16 protein-coding genes are annotated in these 17,753 nt (G+C 70.0%); 7 read left to right on the top strand and 9 right to left on the bottom strand.

The window, feature by feature from the left end; translation table 11 throughout:
- The first annotated feature begins 6 nt into the window (after window positions 1-6).
- A complete protein-coding gene (locus K1T34_RS13435) occupies window positions 7-2,820 on the top strand; it encodes a sacsin N-terminal ATP-binding-like domain-containing protein (RefSeq protein ID WP_220244597.1) in 2,814 nt (937 codons plus the stop codon).
- Between the two features lie 34 nt (window positions 2,821-2,854).
- Here K1T34_RS13435 and K1T34_RS13430 read toward each other — a convergent pair whose 3' ends face one another.
- Window positions 2,855-3,082 (bottom strand): DUF2530 domain-containing protein, encoded by a 228-nt coding sequence (locus K1T34_RS13430; protein ID WP_220247183.1) that lies wholly within the window; start codon window positions 3,080-3,082, stop codon window positions 2,855-2,857.
- 107 nt (window positions 3,083-3,189) lie between these two features.
- Between K1T34_RS13430 and K1T34_RS13425 the strand changes: the two genes are divergently transcribed.
- The 3 genes from K1T34_RS13425 (at window position 3,190) to K1T34_RS13415 (ending at window position 6,675) form a co-directional block, all read left to right on the top strand.
- The gene (locus K1T34_RS13425) at window positions 3,190-4,656 is read left to right on the top strand and encodes an NCS2 family permease (RefSeq protein ID WP_220244596.1); all 1,467 of its coding nucleotides are present in this window, start codon (window positions 3,190-3,192) and stop codon (window positions 4,654-4,656) included.
- Window positions 4,657-4,774: 118 nt separating this feature from the next.
- The gene (locus K1T34_RS13420) at window positions 4,775-5,206 is read left to right on the top strand and encodes a MarR family winged helix-turn-helix transcriptional regulator (protein WP_220244595.1); all 432 of its coding nucleotides are present in this window, start codon (window positions 4,775-4,777) and stop codon (window positions 5,204-5,206) included.
- Window positions 5,207-5,415: 209 nt separating this feature from the next.
- Window positions 5,416-6,675: an MFS transporter gene (locus K1T34_RS13415; RefSeq protein ID WP_220247182.1), complete on the top strand. Its 1,260-nt coding sequence runs from the start codon at window positions 5,416-5,418 to the stop codon at window positions 6,673-6,675.
- Between the two features lie 281 nt (window positions 6,676-6,956).
- Here the strand turns inward: K1T34_RS13415 and K1T34_RS13410 are convergent, their stop codons facing one another.
- The 5 genes from K1T34_RS13410 to K1T34_RS13390 form a co-directional block, all read right to left on the bottom strand.
- Window positions 6,957-7,769, bottom strand: a complete 813-nt coding sequence (locus tag K1T34_RS13410; RefSeq protein WP_220244594.1) for an arylamine N-acetyltransferase — start codon at window positions 7,767-7,769, stop codon at window positions 6,957-6,959.
- 99 nt (window positions 7,770-7,868) lie between these two features.
- On the bottom strand, window positions 7,869-8,492 hold the full coding sequence (locus K1T34_RS13405; protein ID WP_220244593.1) for a superoxide dismutase: 624 nt from the start codon (window positions 8,490-8,492) through the stop codon (window positions 7,869-7,871).
- Between the two features lie 194 nt (window positions 8,493-8,686).
- On the bottom strand, window positions 8,687-9,370 hold the full coding sequence (locus K1T34_RS13400; RefSeq protein ID WP_220244592.1) for a heme oxygenase (biliverdin-producing): 684 nt from the start codon (window positions 9,368-9,370) through the stop codon (window positions 8,687-8,689).
- A 66-nt stretch (window positions 9,371-9,436) separates the two neighbouring features.
- On the bottom strand, window positions 9,437-10,054 hold the full coding sequence (locus tag K1T34_RS13395; protein ID WP_220244591.1) for a TetR/AcrR family transcriptional regulator: 618 nt from the start codon (window positions 10,052-10,054) through the stop codon (window positions 9,437-9,439).
- A 63-nt stretch (window positions 10,055-10,117) separates the two neighbouring features.
- Complete coding sequence (locus tag K1T34_RS13390) at window positions 10,118-11,617, bottom strand: glutamate-cysteine ligase family protein (RefSeq protein ID WP_220244590.1); 1,500 nt, start codon at window positions 11,615-11,617, stop codon at window positions 10,118-10,120.
- Between the two features lie 226 nt (window positions 11,618-11,843).
- Here K1T34_RS13390 and K1T34_RS13385 point away from each other — a divergent pair, with 226 nt between their 5' ends.
- From K1T34_RS13385 to K1T34_RS13375, 3 genes are all read left to right on the top strand, one after another.
- The gene (locus tag K1T34_RS13385) at window positions 11,844-12,647 is read left to right on the top strand and encodes an RNA methyltransferase (RefSeq protein ID WP_220244589.1); all 804 of its coding nucleotides are present in this window, start codon (window positions 11,844-11,846) and stop codon (window positions 12,645-12,647) included.
- Window positions 12,648-13,039: 392 nt separating this feature from the next.
- Window positions 13,040-13,636 (top strand): DUF2537 domain-containing protein, encoded by a 597-nt coding sequence (locus K1T34_RS13380; RefSeq protein ID WP_220247181.1) that lies wholly within the window; start codon window positions 13,040-13,042, stop codon window positions 13,634-13,636.
- 18 nt (window positions 13,637-13,654) lie between these two features.
- Window positions 13,655-14,011 carry an MmcQ/YjbR family DNA-binding protein gene (locus K1T34_RS13375; protein ID WP_220244588.1) on the top strand — a complete coding sequence of 119 codons (357 nt, stop codon included), beginning with the start codon at window positions 13,655-13,657 and terminating at the stop codon, window positions 14,009-14,011.
- Here K1T34_RS13375 and sepH read toward each other — a convergent pair.
- The 3 genes from sepH to K1T34_RS13360 all read right to left on the bottom strand — a co-directional run bounded on the left by sepH (window position 14,008) and on the right by K1T34_RS13360 (window position 17,733).
- Window positions 14,008-14,856 (bottom strand): septation protein SepH, encoded by an 849-nt coding sequence (gene sepH, locus K1T34_RS13370; RefSeq protein WP_220244587.1) that lies wholly within the window; start codon window positions 14,854-14,856, stop codon window positions 14,008-14,010. The genes K1T34_RS13375 and sepH overlap by 4 nt on opposite strands.
- Before the next feature lie 286 nt (window positions 14,857-15,142).
- Complete coding sequence (gene serC, locus K1T34_RS13365; protein ID WP_220244586.1) at window positions 15,143-16,270, bottom strand: phosphoserine transaminase; 1,128 nt, start codon at window positions 16,268-16,270, stop codon at window positions 15,143-15,145.
- 116 nt (window positions 16,271-16,386) lie between these two features.
- Window positions 16,387-17,733, bottom strand: coding sequence for a serine hydrolase (locus tag K1T34_RS13360; RefSeq protein ID WP_220244585.1), 1,347 nt, complete (start codon window positions 17,731-17,733; stop codon window positions 16,387-16,389).
- Window positions 17,734-17,753: the final 20 nt, after the last annotated feature.

Raw genomic sequence — 17,753 nt, 5'->3', positions numbered from 1 at the left:
GAGGGCATGGGGGCGGATCCGTTCGGGACGGGGCGGCTGCGCGAGGCGATGTTGCGCGCGTGGCGGGACTCGCCGACGCGGTTTGTGGAGGACACCAACGCCGAGCGTGACTTGAGGGTTGGGGCGTATCGCGATCGGCTGTTCGTGGAGCTGGCGCAGAACGCGGCGGACGCGGCGCAGGCGGCCGAGACCCCCGGCCGGGTCAGGGTGTCCGTTGTGGACGGTGAGCTGAGGTTCGCCAACACCGGGGCGCCGCTGGATACGCGGGGTGTGGAGTCGTTGGCGTCGTTGCGGGCGTCGGCGAAGGAACGGCTGGACACGGTCGGGCGGTTTGGCGTCGGGTTTGCGGCGGTGTTGACCGTGTCCGACGAGCCGCGGGTCGTTTCGGCGCGAGGTGGGGTGCGGTTCTCCGCGGAGCGCACGCGGGAGGCGGCCGGGCGGGACGGGGATGTGCCCGTGCTGCGGCTGCCGTGGCCTTCAGAGGAGGCACCGCCGGAGGGGTTCGACACCGAAGTGCGGCTGCCGCTGCGGGAGCCGGAGAGTGGGAAGGCGCTGCTGGACGCCCTCGAGGAAGAGATTTCCGACCTTCTGCTGGCCTTGCCGTGGTTGGGTGAGGCTGAAGTGGACGGTCGCGTTTGGACGCGCACCGGCACGGATCAGGTTGAGATCGCCGGGCCCGAGAAGAGTCGAAGGTGGCTGACTCGCGAGGGCTGGGCCGTGCCGATCGACGTGGACGGGGTGCCGCAGCCGCTGGACGAAGACGTGCTGCATGCGCCGACGCCGACGGATGAGGCGTTGTCGCTGCCGGCGCGGTTGATCGCGCCCGTGCCGCTGGAGCCGTCGCGGCGGAGGGTGTTGCCCGGGGCGGCGCTGGATGAGGCGATCGCGGCGGCGGCGAAGAAATACGTCGGGCTCGTCAGGGCTGTGCCGCAGGAGCATCGGTTCGTGCTGGTGCCCCAGGCCGGATTCCCGCGATCCACAGTGGACGCGCAGCTGAGGGATCAGGTTTTCGCCGAGCTGGCAACGCAGCCGTGGCTGTCCACTATGGACAACAAGGAGGTGTCCGGCCGGCAGGCGAAGGTGCTCGACGTCGACGTGCCGGACCTGCCGCCGCTCTTGGCCGACCTCGTGCCCGGCCTGGTGGCCGCGCCGGCGGGGGCGGCGCGGGTGCTGAAGCCCGTGTCGGCGCAGGCGATCGGCGTCGAGGACGTGATGGAGGTGCTCACCGGGATCGACCGTGAACCCGGGTGGTGGCACCGACTGTACGCGGCGCTCGCCGTGGCTGTGGACACGCACGACGTGTCGCCGGCACAGCTCGACGGGCTCCCGGTGCCGCTGTCCGACGGACGCACGCTGCCCGGCGCGCGCGGCACATTGCTGCTCGACGGGTCAAACGAGCTGCTCGAACTCCTGTCCGATGTGGACGTTCCGGGGCTGCGGCTCGTGCACCCCGCGGCGGCGCACCCGTTGCTGGAACGCTTGGGCGCCAAGCATGCCGACGCCCGCCAGCTGCTCGAAGCCGAGCAGGTGCAGTACGCCGTGGAACGCAGTGTGGAAGACGTCCGGTCCGGTTTGGACGGGATGAACCTCGCGGGTGCCGTGCTGAGGCTGATCGCGGAGTGCGGTGACGACGCGCCGGAGTGGGCCGGTGCGCTTGCCCTCCCGTCCGAAGACGGCTGGCGCCGGGCCGACGAGCTCGTGCTGCCTTCGTCTCCTCTTCTCGACGTGTTCGACTCCGAAGTGTTCGAAGAGGATGGTGCCCTGTCCGTTCTCGACGAGGAGTTCGCCGAGGACTGGCCACAGCCGACACTCGAAGCGGTCGGCGTGCTCGACTCGTTCGCCGTCGTCCGCGACGAGGAGCCGCACGAGCCTGACCACGGCCTGCCCGACGAAGACTCGTGGTGGGACTCGTTCGAACGCCCGCCAACGACTGTCCTGGCGATCAGAGACCTCGACCTCGTCGCCGACGACGCGTGGCCCGCCGCGCTGCGCCTCATCGCCGCGCGGCCCGAGACGTGGCAGGCGCTGCACGCGCCCGAAGGCCACGCGGGCTGGTGGCTCGCTCGTTATGCCCTGCTCGCCGGCGAAGCCCCCGGCTCTTGGCGCCTGCCTGCCGCGGCCGACCTCGCCGGCCTCTACGACGAGGTGCCAGACCTCGAGCTCTCCGTCGAGCTGCTCCAGGCCGCCGGCGTCCGGACCACGCTGGACCTCGCGACGGCCGAAGACGTCACCGACCTGCTCGACCGCCTCGGCGACCCCGCCCGCACGCTCACACCGGGCCTCGCCGCGCGCGCCCACCGCGCGCTCGTCCAGTCGCCCGTGGACGTCGACGACCTCGACGCCCCGGTCCGCGTCCGCACGGCCGGCGCGAGCGTGGCAGACGCCGACAAAGCCGTGGTCCTCGACGTCCCGTGGCCGGCGTCCGCGCTGCCGGCGACCAAGATCATCGCCGCCCCCGAAGACCCCGAACACCTCGCCGAACTGCTCGACGTCCCTCTCGCCGGCGCCCTGCCGAACGAGGTGACCAGCACCGGCGAGTACGTCGCCTGGGCCGACCTGCCCGCGATCCGCCTCGTCGCCGACCAGCTCGGCCTCACCGTGCCCGAGGGTGGCCCGCTGCTGCACGATGTGCTCACCGTGATCGTCGACGGCACCACCGCCGACGTCCCGTGGTGGTCGGACGAGGACAACCGGCTCCACGCCGCCGACACGTCAGAAGGTCTGGCCCGCGCGTTCGCCTGGGCCACCGACCACTGGACCGAGCGCTACCGCATCACCGCACTGCTCGACGACCCGGCGCCGCACACGTTCCTGAACTAGAGGCGCTGTGTCGACCTAGAGGCGCCGTGCCGAACTACAGCCGCTGCGCCGACTTCGACCCCCGCCGGGCCGCCGCGCGCTGCCAGAAGATGATGCCGAAGCCGATGAACCCCAGGACGATCCCGGCGAACGCCGTCCACACCCACACACCGTCGGCGACGAAAAAGAGCACCACCAGCGCGACGGCCCACAGCGAGGTACCTACGATCACCACCGGGGTCAGGTCGGTCAGGCGCTTGGGCAGGTCCGGCGTGTGCCGCAACGAGCCCGTTACCTCCGCGGGATTGATCGGTTCATCCACGTGGTGAAGGGTACCCCCGGGCGTTCACGCAACGAGCACGACAGCAGCGAGCAAGACAGGGGCACGGCATGACGGATCAGCGCGAGCGGGAGGCCGTGTCCACTCTGGACCGGTTCTTCAAGATCACCGAACGCGGCTCCACGGCCGGGCGGGAGATCCGCGGCGGCGTCGTCACGTTCGTGACCATGGCCTACATCGTGGTGCTCAACCCGCTCATCATCGGCAGCTTCGCCGCGGGCACGCCCTCGGCGCACGCCGACGTGCTCGGCCACATCCTGCCCGTGCCGGCCGTGGCCGCGGTGACGGCGCTGGTCGCCGGTGTGATGACGATCCTGATGGGCCTGATCGCCAACTACCCGTTCGCCATCGCCACCGGTCTGGGCCTCAACAGCCTGCTCGCCGTCACGCTCGCACCCCAGATGACCTGGCCCGAGGCCATGGGCCTGGTGGTGATCGAGGGCGTGATCATCGTCCTGCTGGTGCTCACCGGCTTCCGCACGGCCGTGTTCCGCGCGGTGCCGCCGGCGCTCAAGTCGGCGATCGCGGTCGGCATCGGCCTGTTCATCTGCCTCATCGGGCTTGTCGACGCCGGTTTCGTGCGCCGCCTGCCCGACGACGCGCACACCACCGTCCCGGTCGGCCTCGGCATCAACGGCTCGGTCGCCTCCTGGCCGACGGCCGTGTTCGTGGTCGGCCTGCTGCTCACCGCGATCCTCGTGGCGAAGAAGGTCAAGGGCGCGATCCTCATCGGCGTGCTGAGCTCGACCGTGCTGGCCATCGCCGTCGAGGCGATCGTGAAGGCCGGTCCGTCGAACGGCACCAATCCCAAGGGCTGGAACCTCGGCTACCCGGCGCTGCCGTCGAACGTCCTCGGTATCCCCGACCTGTCGCTGGTCGGCGACGTGTCCTTCGGCGCGTGGACGCGGCTGCCGATCATCACCGTCGTCCTGCTCGTGTTCACGCTCGTGCTCGCCGACTTCTTCGACGCCATGGGCACCATGACCGGCCTCGGCAAGGAAGCCGGCCTGATCGGCAAGGACGGCCAGTTGGCAGGCGTCGGGCGCGCCCTGTTCGTCGAAGGCCTCGCCGGCGCGGCCGGTGGCTTCGGCTCGGCCAGCTCCAACACCGTCTTCGTCGAGTCCGCCTCCGGCATCGCGGAGGGCGCACGCACGGGCCTCGCCAACGTCGTCACCGGCGTGCTCTTCCTCGCCGCCATGTTCCTGACGCCGCTCTACCAGATCGTGCCCGTCGAGGCCGCCGCGCCGGCGCTGGTGGTCGTGGGCGCGCTGATGATGGGACAGGTCCGCGAAATCGACTTCACGGACTTCTCGATCGCGCTGCCGGCCTTCCTGACGATCGTCGTCATGCCGTTCACCTACTCCATCGCCAACGGCGTCGGCGCGGGCTTCGTGAGCTACGTCGTCATCCGCGCCGCCACCGGCAAGGCCCGCCAGGTCCACCCGCTGATGTGGGTGATCGCGGTGGCGTTCGTGGCGTACTTCGCGGTGGGTCCGATCCAGGCCGCGTTGAGCTGAGCGTGGAAAGGGCGTCGCACTGACCGGTGCCGAAAGCGGTCGGCGCTGAGCTGAGCGTGATCGCGGAGGGTGGCGGGGTTCACCCTCCGGCGCCATTTTCGTGAGGTAAGCTAACTATATGTCCGGTGACACGCATGAGCGCTCCCTCGCGAGCCGCCTGCGTCTCGCGGTGGTCCGGCTCAACCGCCGGCTCCGGGCACAGCGCGTGGGCGACGACGTGACGTTGACGCAGACCGCGGCGCTGTCCACCTTGCACAAGTGCGGCCCGCTGACGCCTGGTCAGCTGGCCGCCAAGGAAGGCGTCCAGCCGCCCTCGATGACGAGGGTCATCGCCGCGCTCGAGGAGATGGGGTTCGTCGAGCGGCGCCCGCACCCGACGGATGGCCGGCAGGCCATCGTGGAGCTGTCCGACAGCGGCATGGCCTACGTGAAGCAGGCCATTTCCGTCCGGGAGGCGTGGCTGGATCGGCAACTGGCCGAACTCGGCGAGGAAGAGCTGGAAGTGCTCTCCCGCGCCGCTGAGATCATCGACAGGATGGCGGGGAACTAACACCGGTGGCGACCACGGGTAGCGAAGCAGAGCGTACGACCGAACCCATTGCTACCCGGGACACGGCGCCACAGCCGGCCAGCCCGCCTGTCTCCGGACCACCCGGCACCCCAACACAGCGCACCCCGAGCCTGCCCGACGGCGCCGATCGCGTGCGCAAGGAGCCGGCCGAACCCGACAGACCCGCGGAGCCGAAGCGCGGCAAGGGCATGTTCGCGTCGCTGCGCGTGCGCAACTACCGGCTGTTCTTCACCGGCCAGGTCATCTCCAACGTCGGCACCTGGATGCAGCGCATTGCCCAGGACTGGCTGGTGTTCCAGCTCTCGGGGAACAACCCGGTCGCACTGGGGATCGCCGTCGCGTTCCAGTTCACGCCGACACTGCTGCTGTCGCTGCAGGCCGGCGTGATCGCGGACCGCGTGGACAAGCGGCGGCTGCTGATCCTCATCCAGAGCGTCAACTGCCTGCAGGCGACGTTGCTGGGCGTGCTGAATCTGACCGGTGTCGTGCAGATCTGGCACGTGTACCTGTTGTGCATGATGCTCGGCATCACCTCGGCGATGGAGGTGCCGACGCGGCAGTCGTTCGTGGCCGAGATGGTGGGCCGCGACCAGATCGCCAACGCCGTGGCGCTGAACTCGTCGATCTTCAACCTGGCGCGCATCGTCGGCCCGGCCATCGCCGGGTTCGCGATCACCTGGGTGGGCACCGGCTGGCTCTTCATCGCCAACGCGGTGAGCACGATCGCCGTGGTCACCGGGCTGGCGATGATGAACCCCGCCAAGCTTTTCCGCGGCCCCGCGATCCCCCGCGCGAAGGGCCAGCTCATGGAGGGCCTGCGCTATGTGCGCCACCGCTCCGACCTGGTCACGGTGATGGTGCTGATGTTCTTCGTCAGCACGTTCGGCATCACCTACTTCACGTCGCTGCCGATCGTCGCCGCCAACGTCTTCCACACCCAGGCCGACGGTTACGGTCTGTTGTCCACGCTCGTCGCCGTGGGGACCTTCGTGGGCGCGCTGTTGTCCGCGCGCCGCGGGATCAAGAGCCGGCCCCGCGTGCGGCTCATGCTGATCTCCGGCGCGCTGCTCGGCCTGTTCGAGTTCGTCACGGCGTTCATGCCGACCTACCTGACCTTCGGCCTCGGCCTCATCCCGCTCGGCTTCGCCACCATCACGTTCCTGAACACGGCCAACGCGCTGGTGCAGACGTCCGTCTCGCCCGAGATGCGCGGCCGCGTGATGGGCATCTACGTGCTGGTGCTCATCGGCGGCAACCCGATCGGCGGTCCGATGACCGGCTGGATGGCCGACGCGTTCGGCGGCCGCTCGCCGTTCTACATCGGCGGCGCGATCTCGCTGATTGCCGCCGTGGTGTGCGCTCTGGTGCTTATCCGGCGAGGCGGCGTCTCGCTGCCCGTGCGCCGCTTCGGCAACGGCCTGCGTGTGCTCAAGCGCGAACGCGTCTGACCTGCGGCTTTCGAAGGGCATCTCGGTTCGCCGGGGTGCCCTTCAAGCATTTCAGGGACTTTTCACGCCCTCCCCCGGACGAGTGAGAGGTGGGTCTCCGCAAGAGAGGGCTTGCCGGGGCTGCTGAGGTTAGGCTAACCTCATATGTGTCCGCTTCGTGGTGGGAGCGGCAGTCAGTTCGGGAACGGACGGAGCCCCGCCCTGGGAACCCCAGGAGCGGGGCTCCGTTCATTTACGAGGGTTCACAAACGAGGGTCTCGGGCAAAGCGTCCTTCACCGGCTCATGACGGGTTCATGGTCGGGTCGGCCGAGGGCTCCGTCAAGAGGTGCCCACCTGGTGGGGTCGGCAGCCGCGAGAGCTCCAGGCCGAAGTACACGCGGTACGCGGTGCGCACGGCGTTGTCGGTGCCCAGCAGTACCTCGTTGCGCACGCCGTCGACCGTTTCGATCAGCCGGTTCCCCGACAGCGTCACGCGGCCCTGGGAGGTCGGGCGCGAGCACGTGAGCCGCCGGGTGAAGCCCGAAAGCGGCGACGTCGACTGCCACCACGCCATCGGCACGAAGTCCGTCAGCGGCCGCGTGCGCGCCTCCAGGCGGTAGACGGGCGTGCCGTCCATGACCACGTCCACGTCGCCGAACGGGGCGTCCAGGAAGAGGAACTCGCCGTCCGGATCGGACTGGACCTCCACGGCCGACAGGCGCAGCGGGCCACGGCTGAAGCGGCCGAAGCCGACGTCCACCAGCCAATGCTCGCCGTCGAGCTTCACGACCACGGTCGCGTGGTCCAGCGGCGGCCCTGGCTCGCCCTCGTCGGTGAAAACCTGCGCGCCGCGCAACGCGGCGTCGAAGCCGAGCTCGCGCAGCAGGGCCGAGAAGAGCCCGTTGAGCTCGTAGCAGAAGCCGCCGCGCCGGCGGCGCACGATCTTGTCGAACAGCGCTTCCTCGGCCAGCTCGATGGGTTCACCGAGGTGCACGCTCAGGTTTTCGAACGGCACGCGTTCGAGGTGGCGCTCCTGCAGCTGCCGCAGGGCCGCGAGGTCGGCCTTGGCGGGCAATGCGAGGTCGAGGCGGGCGAGGTAGGCGTCGACGTCCATGACCCCAGCCTCACACCTGGAGTGCACTCGAAGTCAAGCGAGAAACGAAAAACGGGGCCCTCCGTGAAGGAGAACCCCGCTTTTGCCGAAGCAGCAGGCTCAGCTGAGCAGCAGGCCGTTGCCGCCGGCGACGGCGTTGTCGAAGCGCTTGCTGATCTCAGCCCAGTTGAAAATGTTCCACAGGGCCTTGACGTAGTCCGGCTTCACGTTCTTGTAGTCCAGGTAGAACGCGTGCTCCCACACGTCGACCAGCAGGATCGGCGTGGTCGGCAGGATCAGGTTGTTGTGGTGGTCGCGCAGCTGCTGGGTGATCAGCGTCTTGCCGATCGGGTCCCAGGAGAGCGCGCCCCAGCCGTTGCCCTGGATCGTGGTGGAGACGGCGGTGAACTGCGCCTTGAACTTGTCGAAGGAGCCGAACGCCTCGTCGATCGCCGCGGCCAGTTCACCGGTCGGCTTGTCGCCGCCTTCCGGGGAAAGGATCTTCCACCAGACGACGTGGTTCGCGTGGCCGGCCAGGTTGAAGGCCAGCGTGGTCTCGAGACCGACGATGTTGCTGAAGTCGCCGGCTTCGCGAGCCTCGGCGATCTTGTCGAGGGTGTCGTTCGCGCCCTTGACGTAGGTCGCGTGGTGCTTGCTGTGGTGCAGCTCGTTGATCTGACCCGAGATGTGGGGCGCGAGGGCGCTGTAGTCGTAGTCGAGATCGGGCAGGTTGTACCGGGCCATTGGCCCTCCTTCAGTCTTCGACACAAGTTCCTACTACCGAACCTAGTAGCACACCCGGGTTCGCGGCGACCGGGGGCGGCCTCCGTGCCACAGGGTGGACCCACTCGTTCGACTACGGCGTACCCGGGTGGGCACGGTGCGAAACCGAGCTTTGTACCTCCACCAAACTGGAGGTCAACTTCTTGTGATCAGCCTCATCCGCCCGGGCGTCCGGCGAGCCGGTAGCGGTCCAGTTCGAGCGCCAGCTCGTCGAACACGGCGACGTTGTGCTCGAAGGCGACCAGTGTCTCGTTGATCACCCGGGCGCGGGCGTCGTCGTCCCACGGGGCGGCGTCGAGCTTCGCGCGGTAGCGGTCGCGGAACGCGGGTGCGCTGCCGATCTCGTCGAAGTGGTAGAACAGCGAGCCCGCCTCGGCGAGGTCGAAGTTCTTCTCCAGCAGCCGCCGGATGATCTGACCGCCGGCGATGTCGCCCAGGTAGCGCGTGTAGTGGTGCGCCACGTACCCGCCGGCCCACGCCGAGGCCTCGGCGATGCGCGCGGCGTACGCCTCGGTGCTGGCGAGCGGCCGGATCTCGGTGCGCCAGGCCGGGCCGGCGAGGCGCGCGAGGTCGCGCTCGAGCGCGGGCAGCCGGCGCAGCTCGTCGAACACGAACTCGCGGCCGACGGCGTCGCCGGTCATCGTGTCGCTGACGCGCTCGATGGCCTGGTAGATGAAGTAGTACTGGATCGCGAGCTGCGTGTAGCCCTCCAGCGAGAGCTCGCCGCCGAGCAGCGCGTTCATGTACGTGGAGTGGTTGGCCCGCTCGTGCACGCCCCTGGTCGACTCCCGCAGCCGTCCGGAGAACGGCCGGGCTTCGAGCTCAGTGGTCACCGACATGGCGGCCTCCCTCTTTCTGACAAGCTGTCAGATAGAGCGTAGGCCACGACGAGGGCTTAGGCTACCCTAAATCGGACGGTGATCCGGAAGTTCACTCGAACCGACAGCCTGCAAGACGAACCGCACGGCCGCCTCGATCACGCCGGCCAGCCGCTCGGCGGGCACGTCGATCACCTGCCGCGTCCCCAGCGCCGCGGTGATCATGGGGACCACCACGTCCACGTCCTGCGCGGGCCAGCTGCCCGCGTCGACGCCGGCGAGCAGTACCGCGCGCAGCTGCCCGGTGATCGGGTCGGCGTGGGCGCTGATGCGCCGGTAGGCCGCGGGTGCGAGCGCCGACTCCAGCGCGCCGCCGGGCGGCAGGTGGTGCTCGGCGAGCACGCGCAACTGCAGCCGGACGAACGTCGCCAGCTGCGCGATCGGGTCCGTCTCGGCTTCCACGGCCGCGCGCAGCCGCTCGACGTAGCGCGCCGCCTCATCCTCGACGAACGCGACGAGCAGGCTTTCCTTGTCGGGGAAGTGGTTGTACAGCGCGGTGCGGCCCAGCCCGGCCTCGGCGGCGACGCCGGCGAGCGTGATCGCGTCGAAGCCACGCTCGTACAGCTGCGCGCGCAGCACCTCGAACACCCGCGCGCGAACCTCGCGCCGGTGCGCTTCGAGCGAGCCGCCGAGTACCTTCGGCACCGTTGTTCCCCTGCCTGCCTGAGACCTGCTCCAGCCACCATAAGGCCGAACGGGGGCTCGTACTCAGTCGGTGAGCGACCAGGTGTGCACGGGTTCGCCGGCGGCCGAGAGCTCGAGGTAGCGGCCCAGCATGCGGTTGAGCGCCGTCTCGCGGTCGGCGCCGCGGTCCTGCGCGCGCAGCACGTAGTCGCGCTGCCAGGTGGCGCCGCTGCGCCGCGCGAGGCAGCGCCGTTCGATCACGCCGAGGTATTTCACGCGGGCCTCGTCGGACACGCCGGAGCGGCGCAGGCCCTCGTGGGCGAGCGGCAGGAGCACGCGCAGCGCGAGCTCGTCGGGCGGGATCCACCCGATGCCCGGCCAGTACAGCTGCGCCTCGAAGCCCTTGCGCGCGCCCGCGTAGAGGTTCTCCTCCGCGGCCTGGAACGACATCTGCGTCCACACCGGTCGCTCCTGCTCGGCCAGCGCGCGCTGGGCGCCGTAGAAGAACGCGGCGTTGGCCACGATGTCCACGACCGTGGGCCCGGCCGGCAGCACGCGGTTCTCGACGCGCAGGTGCGGCAGGCCGTCGACGACGTCGTACACCGGCCGGTTCCAGCGCCAGATCGTGCCGTTGTGCATGCGCAGCTCGGTGAGCTTCGGCGCCTGGCCCGACTCCAGCGTCTCGATCGGGTCTTCCGTGTCGGTCTGCGGCAGCAGGCCGGGGAAGTACCGCACGTTCTCCTCGAACAGGTCGAAGATCGACGTGATCCACCGCTCGCCGAACCACACCCGCGGGCGAACGCCCTGGTTCTTCAGCTCTTCCGGGCGGGTGTCGGTGGCCTGCTGGAACAGCGGGATGCGCGTCTCGTGCCACAACGCCTTGCCCAGCAGGAAGGGCGAGTTGGCGGCCAGCGCCGTCTGCACGCCGGCGAGGCACTGCGCCGCGTTCCAGTGCGCCGCGAATTCCTCAGGCGCCACCTGGAGATGCAGCTGAACCGACGTGCACGCGGCTTCCGGCAGGATGGATTCCGCGAAACTGCGCAGCCTTTCGGGCTGTTCGCCCGGAAGCGCGGCGCCGTCCATGGAAAGCGCGATTCGCTCACCGCGCGCGGCGAAGATCTGGTCGTTCAGCGACGAATACCGCGCGTTGTTGGTGAGCCATTTCTGGTCGAAGTGTTCTTGACGCAGTGTCGGCAGGATCCCGATCATCGCGAGCGTCGAACCGGCGTCGGCGGCCTTGGCGGACGCTTTGCCGAGGTACGCGCGCAGATCGTCTTCCAGCTGCAGAGCCGAATCGCCGGCGAGCGGGCGCGGCGGCACGTTCAGCTCGAGGTTGTGCTGCCCGAGTTCGGTGGTGAACGACGGGTCGTCGAGCGCTTCCAGCACCGCGGTGTTGGTCATCGACGGGCGCAGTTGCCCATCGACGAGGTTCAGCTCCACTTCGAGCCCGATATTCTTGCGGGGAAAGGAAAAACTGCCGTCCGTGAGCATCCGGGCGAGCGTGTCGAGACAGCGTTGGACTTTGCGGCGGTACCGTCCTCGGTCCAGCTGGTCGAAAGGTTTCGCCGAAAGGTCGGTACCCATGTCTGACGCGCTCCTTGGCTGCTGTCCGCGGGTGTCCGGGCGGGGACTGCCAGGCCGCCAACCGTCGCACAGAGCGGCGCATCCGGGCTAGCGGCCAAACTGGTGCTCTCCGTCACGGGAGGTTGACTGTCCGCAAAAATGGCCCATTCGTACCAGAGTTATCCGGTCGTTCGGACCAGCTTTGTACCGGGCGGGGTCCCGGCATGCGGATGTCACACTGTGCGGTGTGGCTGAACTGATCTTCACCGAGGATCCCGAAGATCCCCGGCTCGACGATTTCCGCGACTTGTCCACTGCGGACCGGCGGCCGGACCGTCCCGGTGGGCGGGGGCTCGTGATCGCGGAAGGCACCGTGGTGGTCGAGCGGATGCTCGCTTCGCGGTACCCCCTGCGCGCGTTGCTCGGCGTGGAACGGCGGGTGCGTGACCTCGACCTTTCCGGCGTCGACGCGCCCGCGTACGTGACTTCGGCGGCAACGATGGCTTCCGTGGTGGGGTTCCACCTCAACCGCGGGGTGCTGGCGGTGGCCGATCGTCCGGCGCCGCCTGCGGTTTCGGAGATCATCGCCGGGGCGCAAGTGCTCGCCGTGCTCGAAGGGGTCGGCGACCACGAGAACCTCGGTTCGATCTTCCGCAACGCGTCCGCGCTCGGTGTCGACGGTGTCCTGCTCGGGCCGGGCTGCTCGGATCCGCTGTACCGGCGCAGCGTGCGCGTGTCGATGGGGCACGTGCTCCGCGTGCCCTTCGCTCCGCTGGACGGGTGGCCCGACGGACTGAACCTCTTGCGGGTAAGCGGTTTCACCGTGGCGGCGCTCACACCGCGGCCGGGATCCGTTCCGCTGCGCGGACTGCGCGAGAAGGTCGGCGAGCGGGTGGCGCTGATGCTCGGCGCCGAGGGACCCGGGCTCACTGAAGAGGCGATCACGGCCGCGGATCTGGTCGTGCGCATCGAGATGGTGCCGGGCGTCGACTCGCTGAACGTCGCCACCGCCGCCGCGGTCGCGTTCCACGAGGTCGCCGCCACGCGTTGAGGTGCTCACCTTTCCGGGATACCCATTTCGCGCCGGTAACCACAGGCGGAGATGTCGATCGGTCAACGACCGTGGCCCATCCGGCCCCGCCCGCGCGGCAGTCCCTGGCATCGGCGGGCCGGCGCGGCTATTTTCGCGCGGTGATCAACATTCGGGTGAGCCGGATTTCGCCGGTTGTTGATCTACGCGACGGAGTCGGACGACTTCGAGGTCGCCGCGGCCGTGGAGGAGCTGCTCGACGTGCGGCTCTGATTTCGGTCGGTTTCCGCGCCGGGTGCCGGTCCCGCCGGGAGGCTCGCGGGGCTTACGCTGCTGCGGGCAGGTGCGGGCAGACGCAGTCGCGTTCGAGGGCAAGCACCTGCAGGTGGGAAATGCCCAGCGGGAGGACGTCAGTGGAGCTGCGGATCCGGGGCGAGCGCGCGGTGCTCGCCGGCCCGGGTGGCGAGGGTGCGCGCGAAGTCGACCCGCGGCGGTTGGCGATCGGGCCGGACCTGGCGCAGGCGCTGCACGAGTGGGCACGCGTCGCGTCGGCGGTGTCGCGGGCGGGGGGCGACGCGGAGGTCGCGACGTCCGTCGTGTCGCAGCGGGGGCGGCAGCTGGCCGGGCGGCTGGCGACGGTGATGGGGACGACGGTGCGGTTCGTGGATCCGGTGTCCGGCGTCGAGACGGTGATCGACCCGCCCGCGCGCGTGGTGGCGCGGCGGCGTGGGGTGCCTGGAGCCGCGACTGAGCCGACGCCTTGGGTGACCGGGCTGACGGTGTCGGCGTTCGCCGCGGTGCTCGTGGCCGTGGCGATGCTGGCGTTGGCAGGAACGCTCGCGCAAGAGACGAACAAGTGGATCGCGCTGGTGGCGTCGGTCGTGGTGACCGCAGGGATCGGGCCGTCGCTGTGGCTCGGGCGGCGGCTGCCGATCGTGCGGTGGGCGGTCTACGGCGCGAGTGCCGGGATCATCGCGGCGTGGCTGGGTGTGCTGGCGATCGTGCTCTGACCGGCCGATACTGGCCCGATGGCGCCCCTCGACGAGTTGCGCAAGCTGTGCCTCGCCCTGCCCGAGGCGACCGAACGGCTCAGCCACGGCGAGCCGACGTGGTTCGTGCGCGGCAAGAAGACGTTCGTGACGTTCGCGAACCACCACCACGACGACGGGCGCCTGGGCTTCTGGTGCCCGGCGCCGCCCGGTGCGCAGGAGGATCTCGTGCGCACCGAGCCGGAACGCTTCTTCCGCCCGCCCTACGTCGGGCACCGCGGCTGGCTCGGCGTACGCCTTGACGTGGACGTCGACTGGGCCGAGATCGACCACATCGTGCGCGACGCCTACCGGCTGGTCGCGCCGAAGTCGCTGGCCGTGCTCCTCGAGGACTAGCCGCGCTGGGAACGCACGCCCAGCAGGACGTCTTCCCACGAAGGCACGATGGGGTGGTTCTTCTTGGGCTTCGCGCGCGGCTGGTCGTCGTCGGCGGCCTCGTCGTCGGACGGGACGCGCGGGATCTCCCGGGTGTCGTCGTCCTCCTCGTGCGGCTCGGTGGGCGCCTCGATCGCCAGCCGCTCGTCCTCGGCCGAGTCCAGCGTCGGCTGCACGACGGCGTCACGCGCCGGGTCGAGGGCGCGGACCGTGCGCGGCGGGCGGTAGGAGTTGGGGTTGAGCAGCACCTCGGCGTTCTCGTCGAGGGCGTGCACGGTGCCGCCGTGGGCGCCGGGCGAGAAGGACCAGTGGGCGCGGTTGTCGGAGCGCCCGGCCTTCCACTGCAGGACGACGACCCACTTGCCGTCGTCGCCGCGCCAGGAGTCCCAGCGGGCCTGGCTGTAGTCGTGGCCGCGGACGCCGAACGCGTACGCGATCACCTCACCGAGCGTCTGCACGTCGGGGCCGTCTTCGCGGACGGGGTGGGCGCTCTGGGCGAGGTCGGCCGTGCGCGAGCGCTCCAGCAGTACGGGGTAGGCGTACCTCTCCACGCGCTGCGCCGAGACGCCGGCGCCGCTCGCGACCTGTTCGACGGACTCGCCGGCGCGGATTCGCGCCTGGATCTCGCGTGGCCGCATCTGGCTCTCCAACTCGATTTCGATCTGGCCCAGCCGGGCGATGTCCCCCCTAGCCGCCGCTCGCAGTGTTTCATCGGCCGGGAGCAGGAAGCGGGTACGGCTCGCCGGGTCCTCGAGCACGATGGACTTGCCGTCCTCGTGCAGACCGACCACCCGTAGCGCCCGCATTTCTCGCCTCCCCGATCTTCACCTTTGTGGGTGCTCACGTTAGAACGGCGCGTCGGCTTGACGTGCGAGGCGCGCCGATGCATCACCCAACCGTCACCTTTTTGGCGACGGTCTCCGTCATCCTCCCGGGCCCGCTCACCGGGCACCCGTGGGACACGCCGACCACGTTCCGTCACGAATGAGTGGTGTTCCGTGTTCGTCGCGCAACGCACGACGGGCCCCTCCCGGAGTGAGAGGGGCCCGTCGCGTACGGAACTCAGCGGTGCGGAACTCCGCAGTACAGAACTCAGCCCAGCCGCTCGACGACGTACTCGATGCTCTGCGTGAGCTTCGTGATGTCGTCGGGGTCGATGGCCGGGAACAGGCCGACGCGCAGCTGGTTGCGGCCCAGCTTGCGGTACGGCTCGGTGTCGACGATGCCGTTGGCGCGCAGCACCTTGGCCACGGCGGCGGCGTCGACCTCGTCGGCGAAGTCGACGGTGCCCACGACCTGCGAGCGCAGGTCCGGGTCCTTCACGAACGGCGTGGTGTAGGAGGTCTTCTCGGCCCACTCGTAGAGCCGGTTCGACGAGTCCTGCGTGCGCGCGGTCGTCCAGGCGAGCCCGCCCTGGCCGTTCATCCACTCGATCTGGTCGGCGAGCAGGAAGAGCGTGGCCACGGCCGGGGTGTTGTACGTCTGGTCCTTGCGCGAGTTGTCCAGTGCTGTGGTGAGCGACAGGAACTCGGGGATCCAGCGGTCGCCGCCGCCCAGCTCGCCGATGCGCTCGACCGCGGCCGGCGAAGCGAGGGCGATCCACAGGCCACCGTCGGACGCGAAGGACTTCTGCGGCGCGAAGTAGTAGACGTCGAAGTCCTCGGCCTTCACCGGCAGGCCGCCGGCGCCGGACGTCGCGTCGATCGCGACCAGGGCGCCGTCACTGCCCTCGGGGCGACGCACCGGCACCGCGACACCGGTCGAGGTTTCGTTGTGCGCCCAGCCGACGAGGTCGGCACCGGTTTCGTACGCGATGTCGGGCGCGCTGCCCGCTTCCGCCTTCACGATGATCGAGTCGGCGAGGAACGGCGCCTTGTTCGTGACGCTCGCGAACTTCGAGGAGAACTCGCCGTAGGTGAAGTGCTGCGCGCGCTCGCGCACGAGCCCGAACGCGGCGGCGTCCCAGAACGCGGTGGTGCCGCCGTTGCCGAGGATGACCTCATAGCCCTCCGGCAGGGAGAACAGCTCGGACAGCCCCGCGCGCACGCGCCCGACCAGCGACTTCACCGGCTTCTGGCGGTGCGACGTGCCGAGGTAGGTGTGGCCGGACTCAGCCAGCTTGGCGAGCTGCTCGTCACGGACCTTGGACGGTCCGCAACCAAAGCGCCCATCGGCCGGCTTGAGGTCTTCGGGGATGCTCAACTCCGCTGCGTCGGTCATGTGGGCAGTCTCTCAGGTCGGGATGCGCCTGCTCAATGCGGTGGGGAGGTGTCCGACATGTGGAATCGGACACCCCGGCCGCTCCCGGCGAACGGGACACACCCAGGCCGGAACGCTCAGCGCCACCCGTTCTCGTCGACACCGCCCGGAACCGGCGCGGCGGGGTCGTACGGGGTGCGGGTGAAGATGAACGTCGCGAGGTCGAGGTGGTTCGCCGTGCCCGACGCGTCGCGGCCGACGGTGAGGGTCTCGCCGGTGTAGTACCCGTCGAGGCCGAGCCAGGTGTCCGGGCCGGTGGGCCGGAAGCGGGACGCGCGCCCGCCGCCGTTGGCGGGGTCGAGCGAGATGAGGTCCGACCCCAGCACGCGCAGGTGGTACGGCGTCGGGCCCCAGTGCCACAGGCCCGTGAGCGCGAGCAGTGCCGGGTCCACAGTGGACGGCTCCCACTCGTCGGGCAGCGCGGGCTCGAGCTCGTCGGTCATCGTGAGCAGGTCGAGGGTCAGCTGCGTGATGCCGACGCCCGCGGTCGCGTTGGTGAGGCACAGCGCGCCGGTGCCGGTGGCCGGGTCGACGAGCGACGCGGCGAGGAAGCCCGGCATCGAGCCGGTGTGGCCCGCGAGGTGGCGGCCCTCGTAGCGCACCACCATCACGCCGAGGCCGAAGCCCGTGGTCCAGACCTCGGTGTCGTCGACGGTGTTCATCATCCGCATCTCGGCGACGGTGTCCTCGCTCAGCACGCCACCGGTGTGGCCGCCGATGAACGAGGTCCAGCGGCCGAGGTCCTTGACCGTCGACCAGAGCTGGCCGGCCGGGGCCATCGCGCCGGCGTCGGGCGAGGGCTCGGGCAGCAGGACGTCGGCGAACGGGTGCACGGCGAAGCCCTCCGCGTGCGCGCCCTGGGGGTGCGGCGTTGTGCGGGTCATGCCCAGCGGCGTGAGGATCTCCTCGCGCACGACGTCGAACCACGGCTTCCCACGCAGGCGCGCCACCAGCTCACCCAGCACGCCGAAGCCGACGTTGGAGTAGTGGAACTTGAAGCCGGGACGCAGTTTCGTCGCGTCCTTGTCGAGGCTCGCCACGAGCGCGCCCCAGTCGCCGCCCGGCGTGCGTTCCCACCACTGGCCCGGCGACTCTGACGTGAGGCCGGAGGTGTGCGAGAGCAGCTGCGCCACCGTCGCCGTGGCGAACGCCGTGCCGGGCAGGTGCTTCTCGATCGGGTCGGTGAGCTCGAGCCGGCCCTCGTCGCGCAGGCGCAGCACGGCCGTGGCGATCATCGTCTTGGTGATCGAGCCGAGGCGGTACTGCGTGTCGTCGTCGGGGCGCGCGGAGCCGACGCGGCCGCGCGCGCCGGACCACACGAGGTTCCCGTCGCGCACCACGGCGGCGACGAGGGACGGCGTGCGGGAGGACGCCTGCTCCCGCGCGAGCCGGCGGTACAGGGCGAGTTCGGTGGAAGCGAGCATGCGGGCCATTCTGCCCCGCG

The organism is Amycolatopsis sp. DSM 110486 (genome assembly GCF_019468465.1).
GTDB lineage: Bacteria > Actinomycetota > Actinomycetes > Mycobacteriales > Pseudonocardiaceae > Amycolatopsis.
Note: the sequence above shows the minus strand (reverse complement) of the source record. Positions and strands in the feature narration are given on the sequence as shown.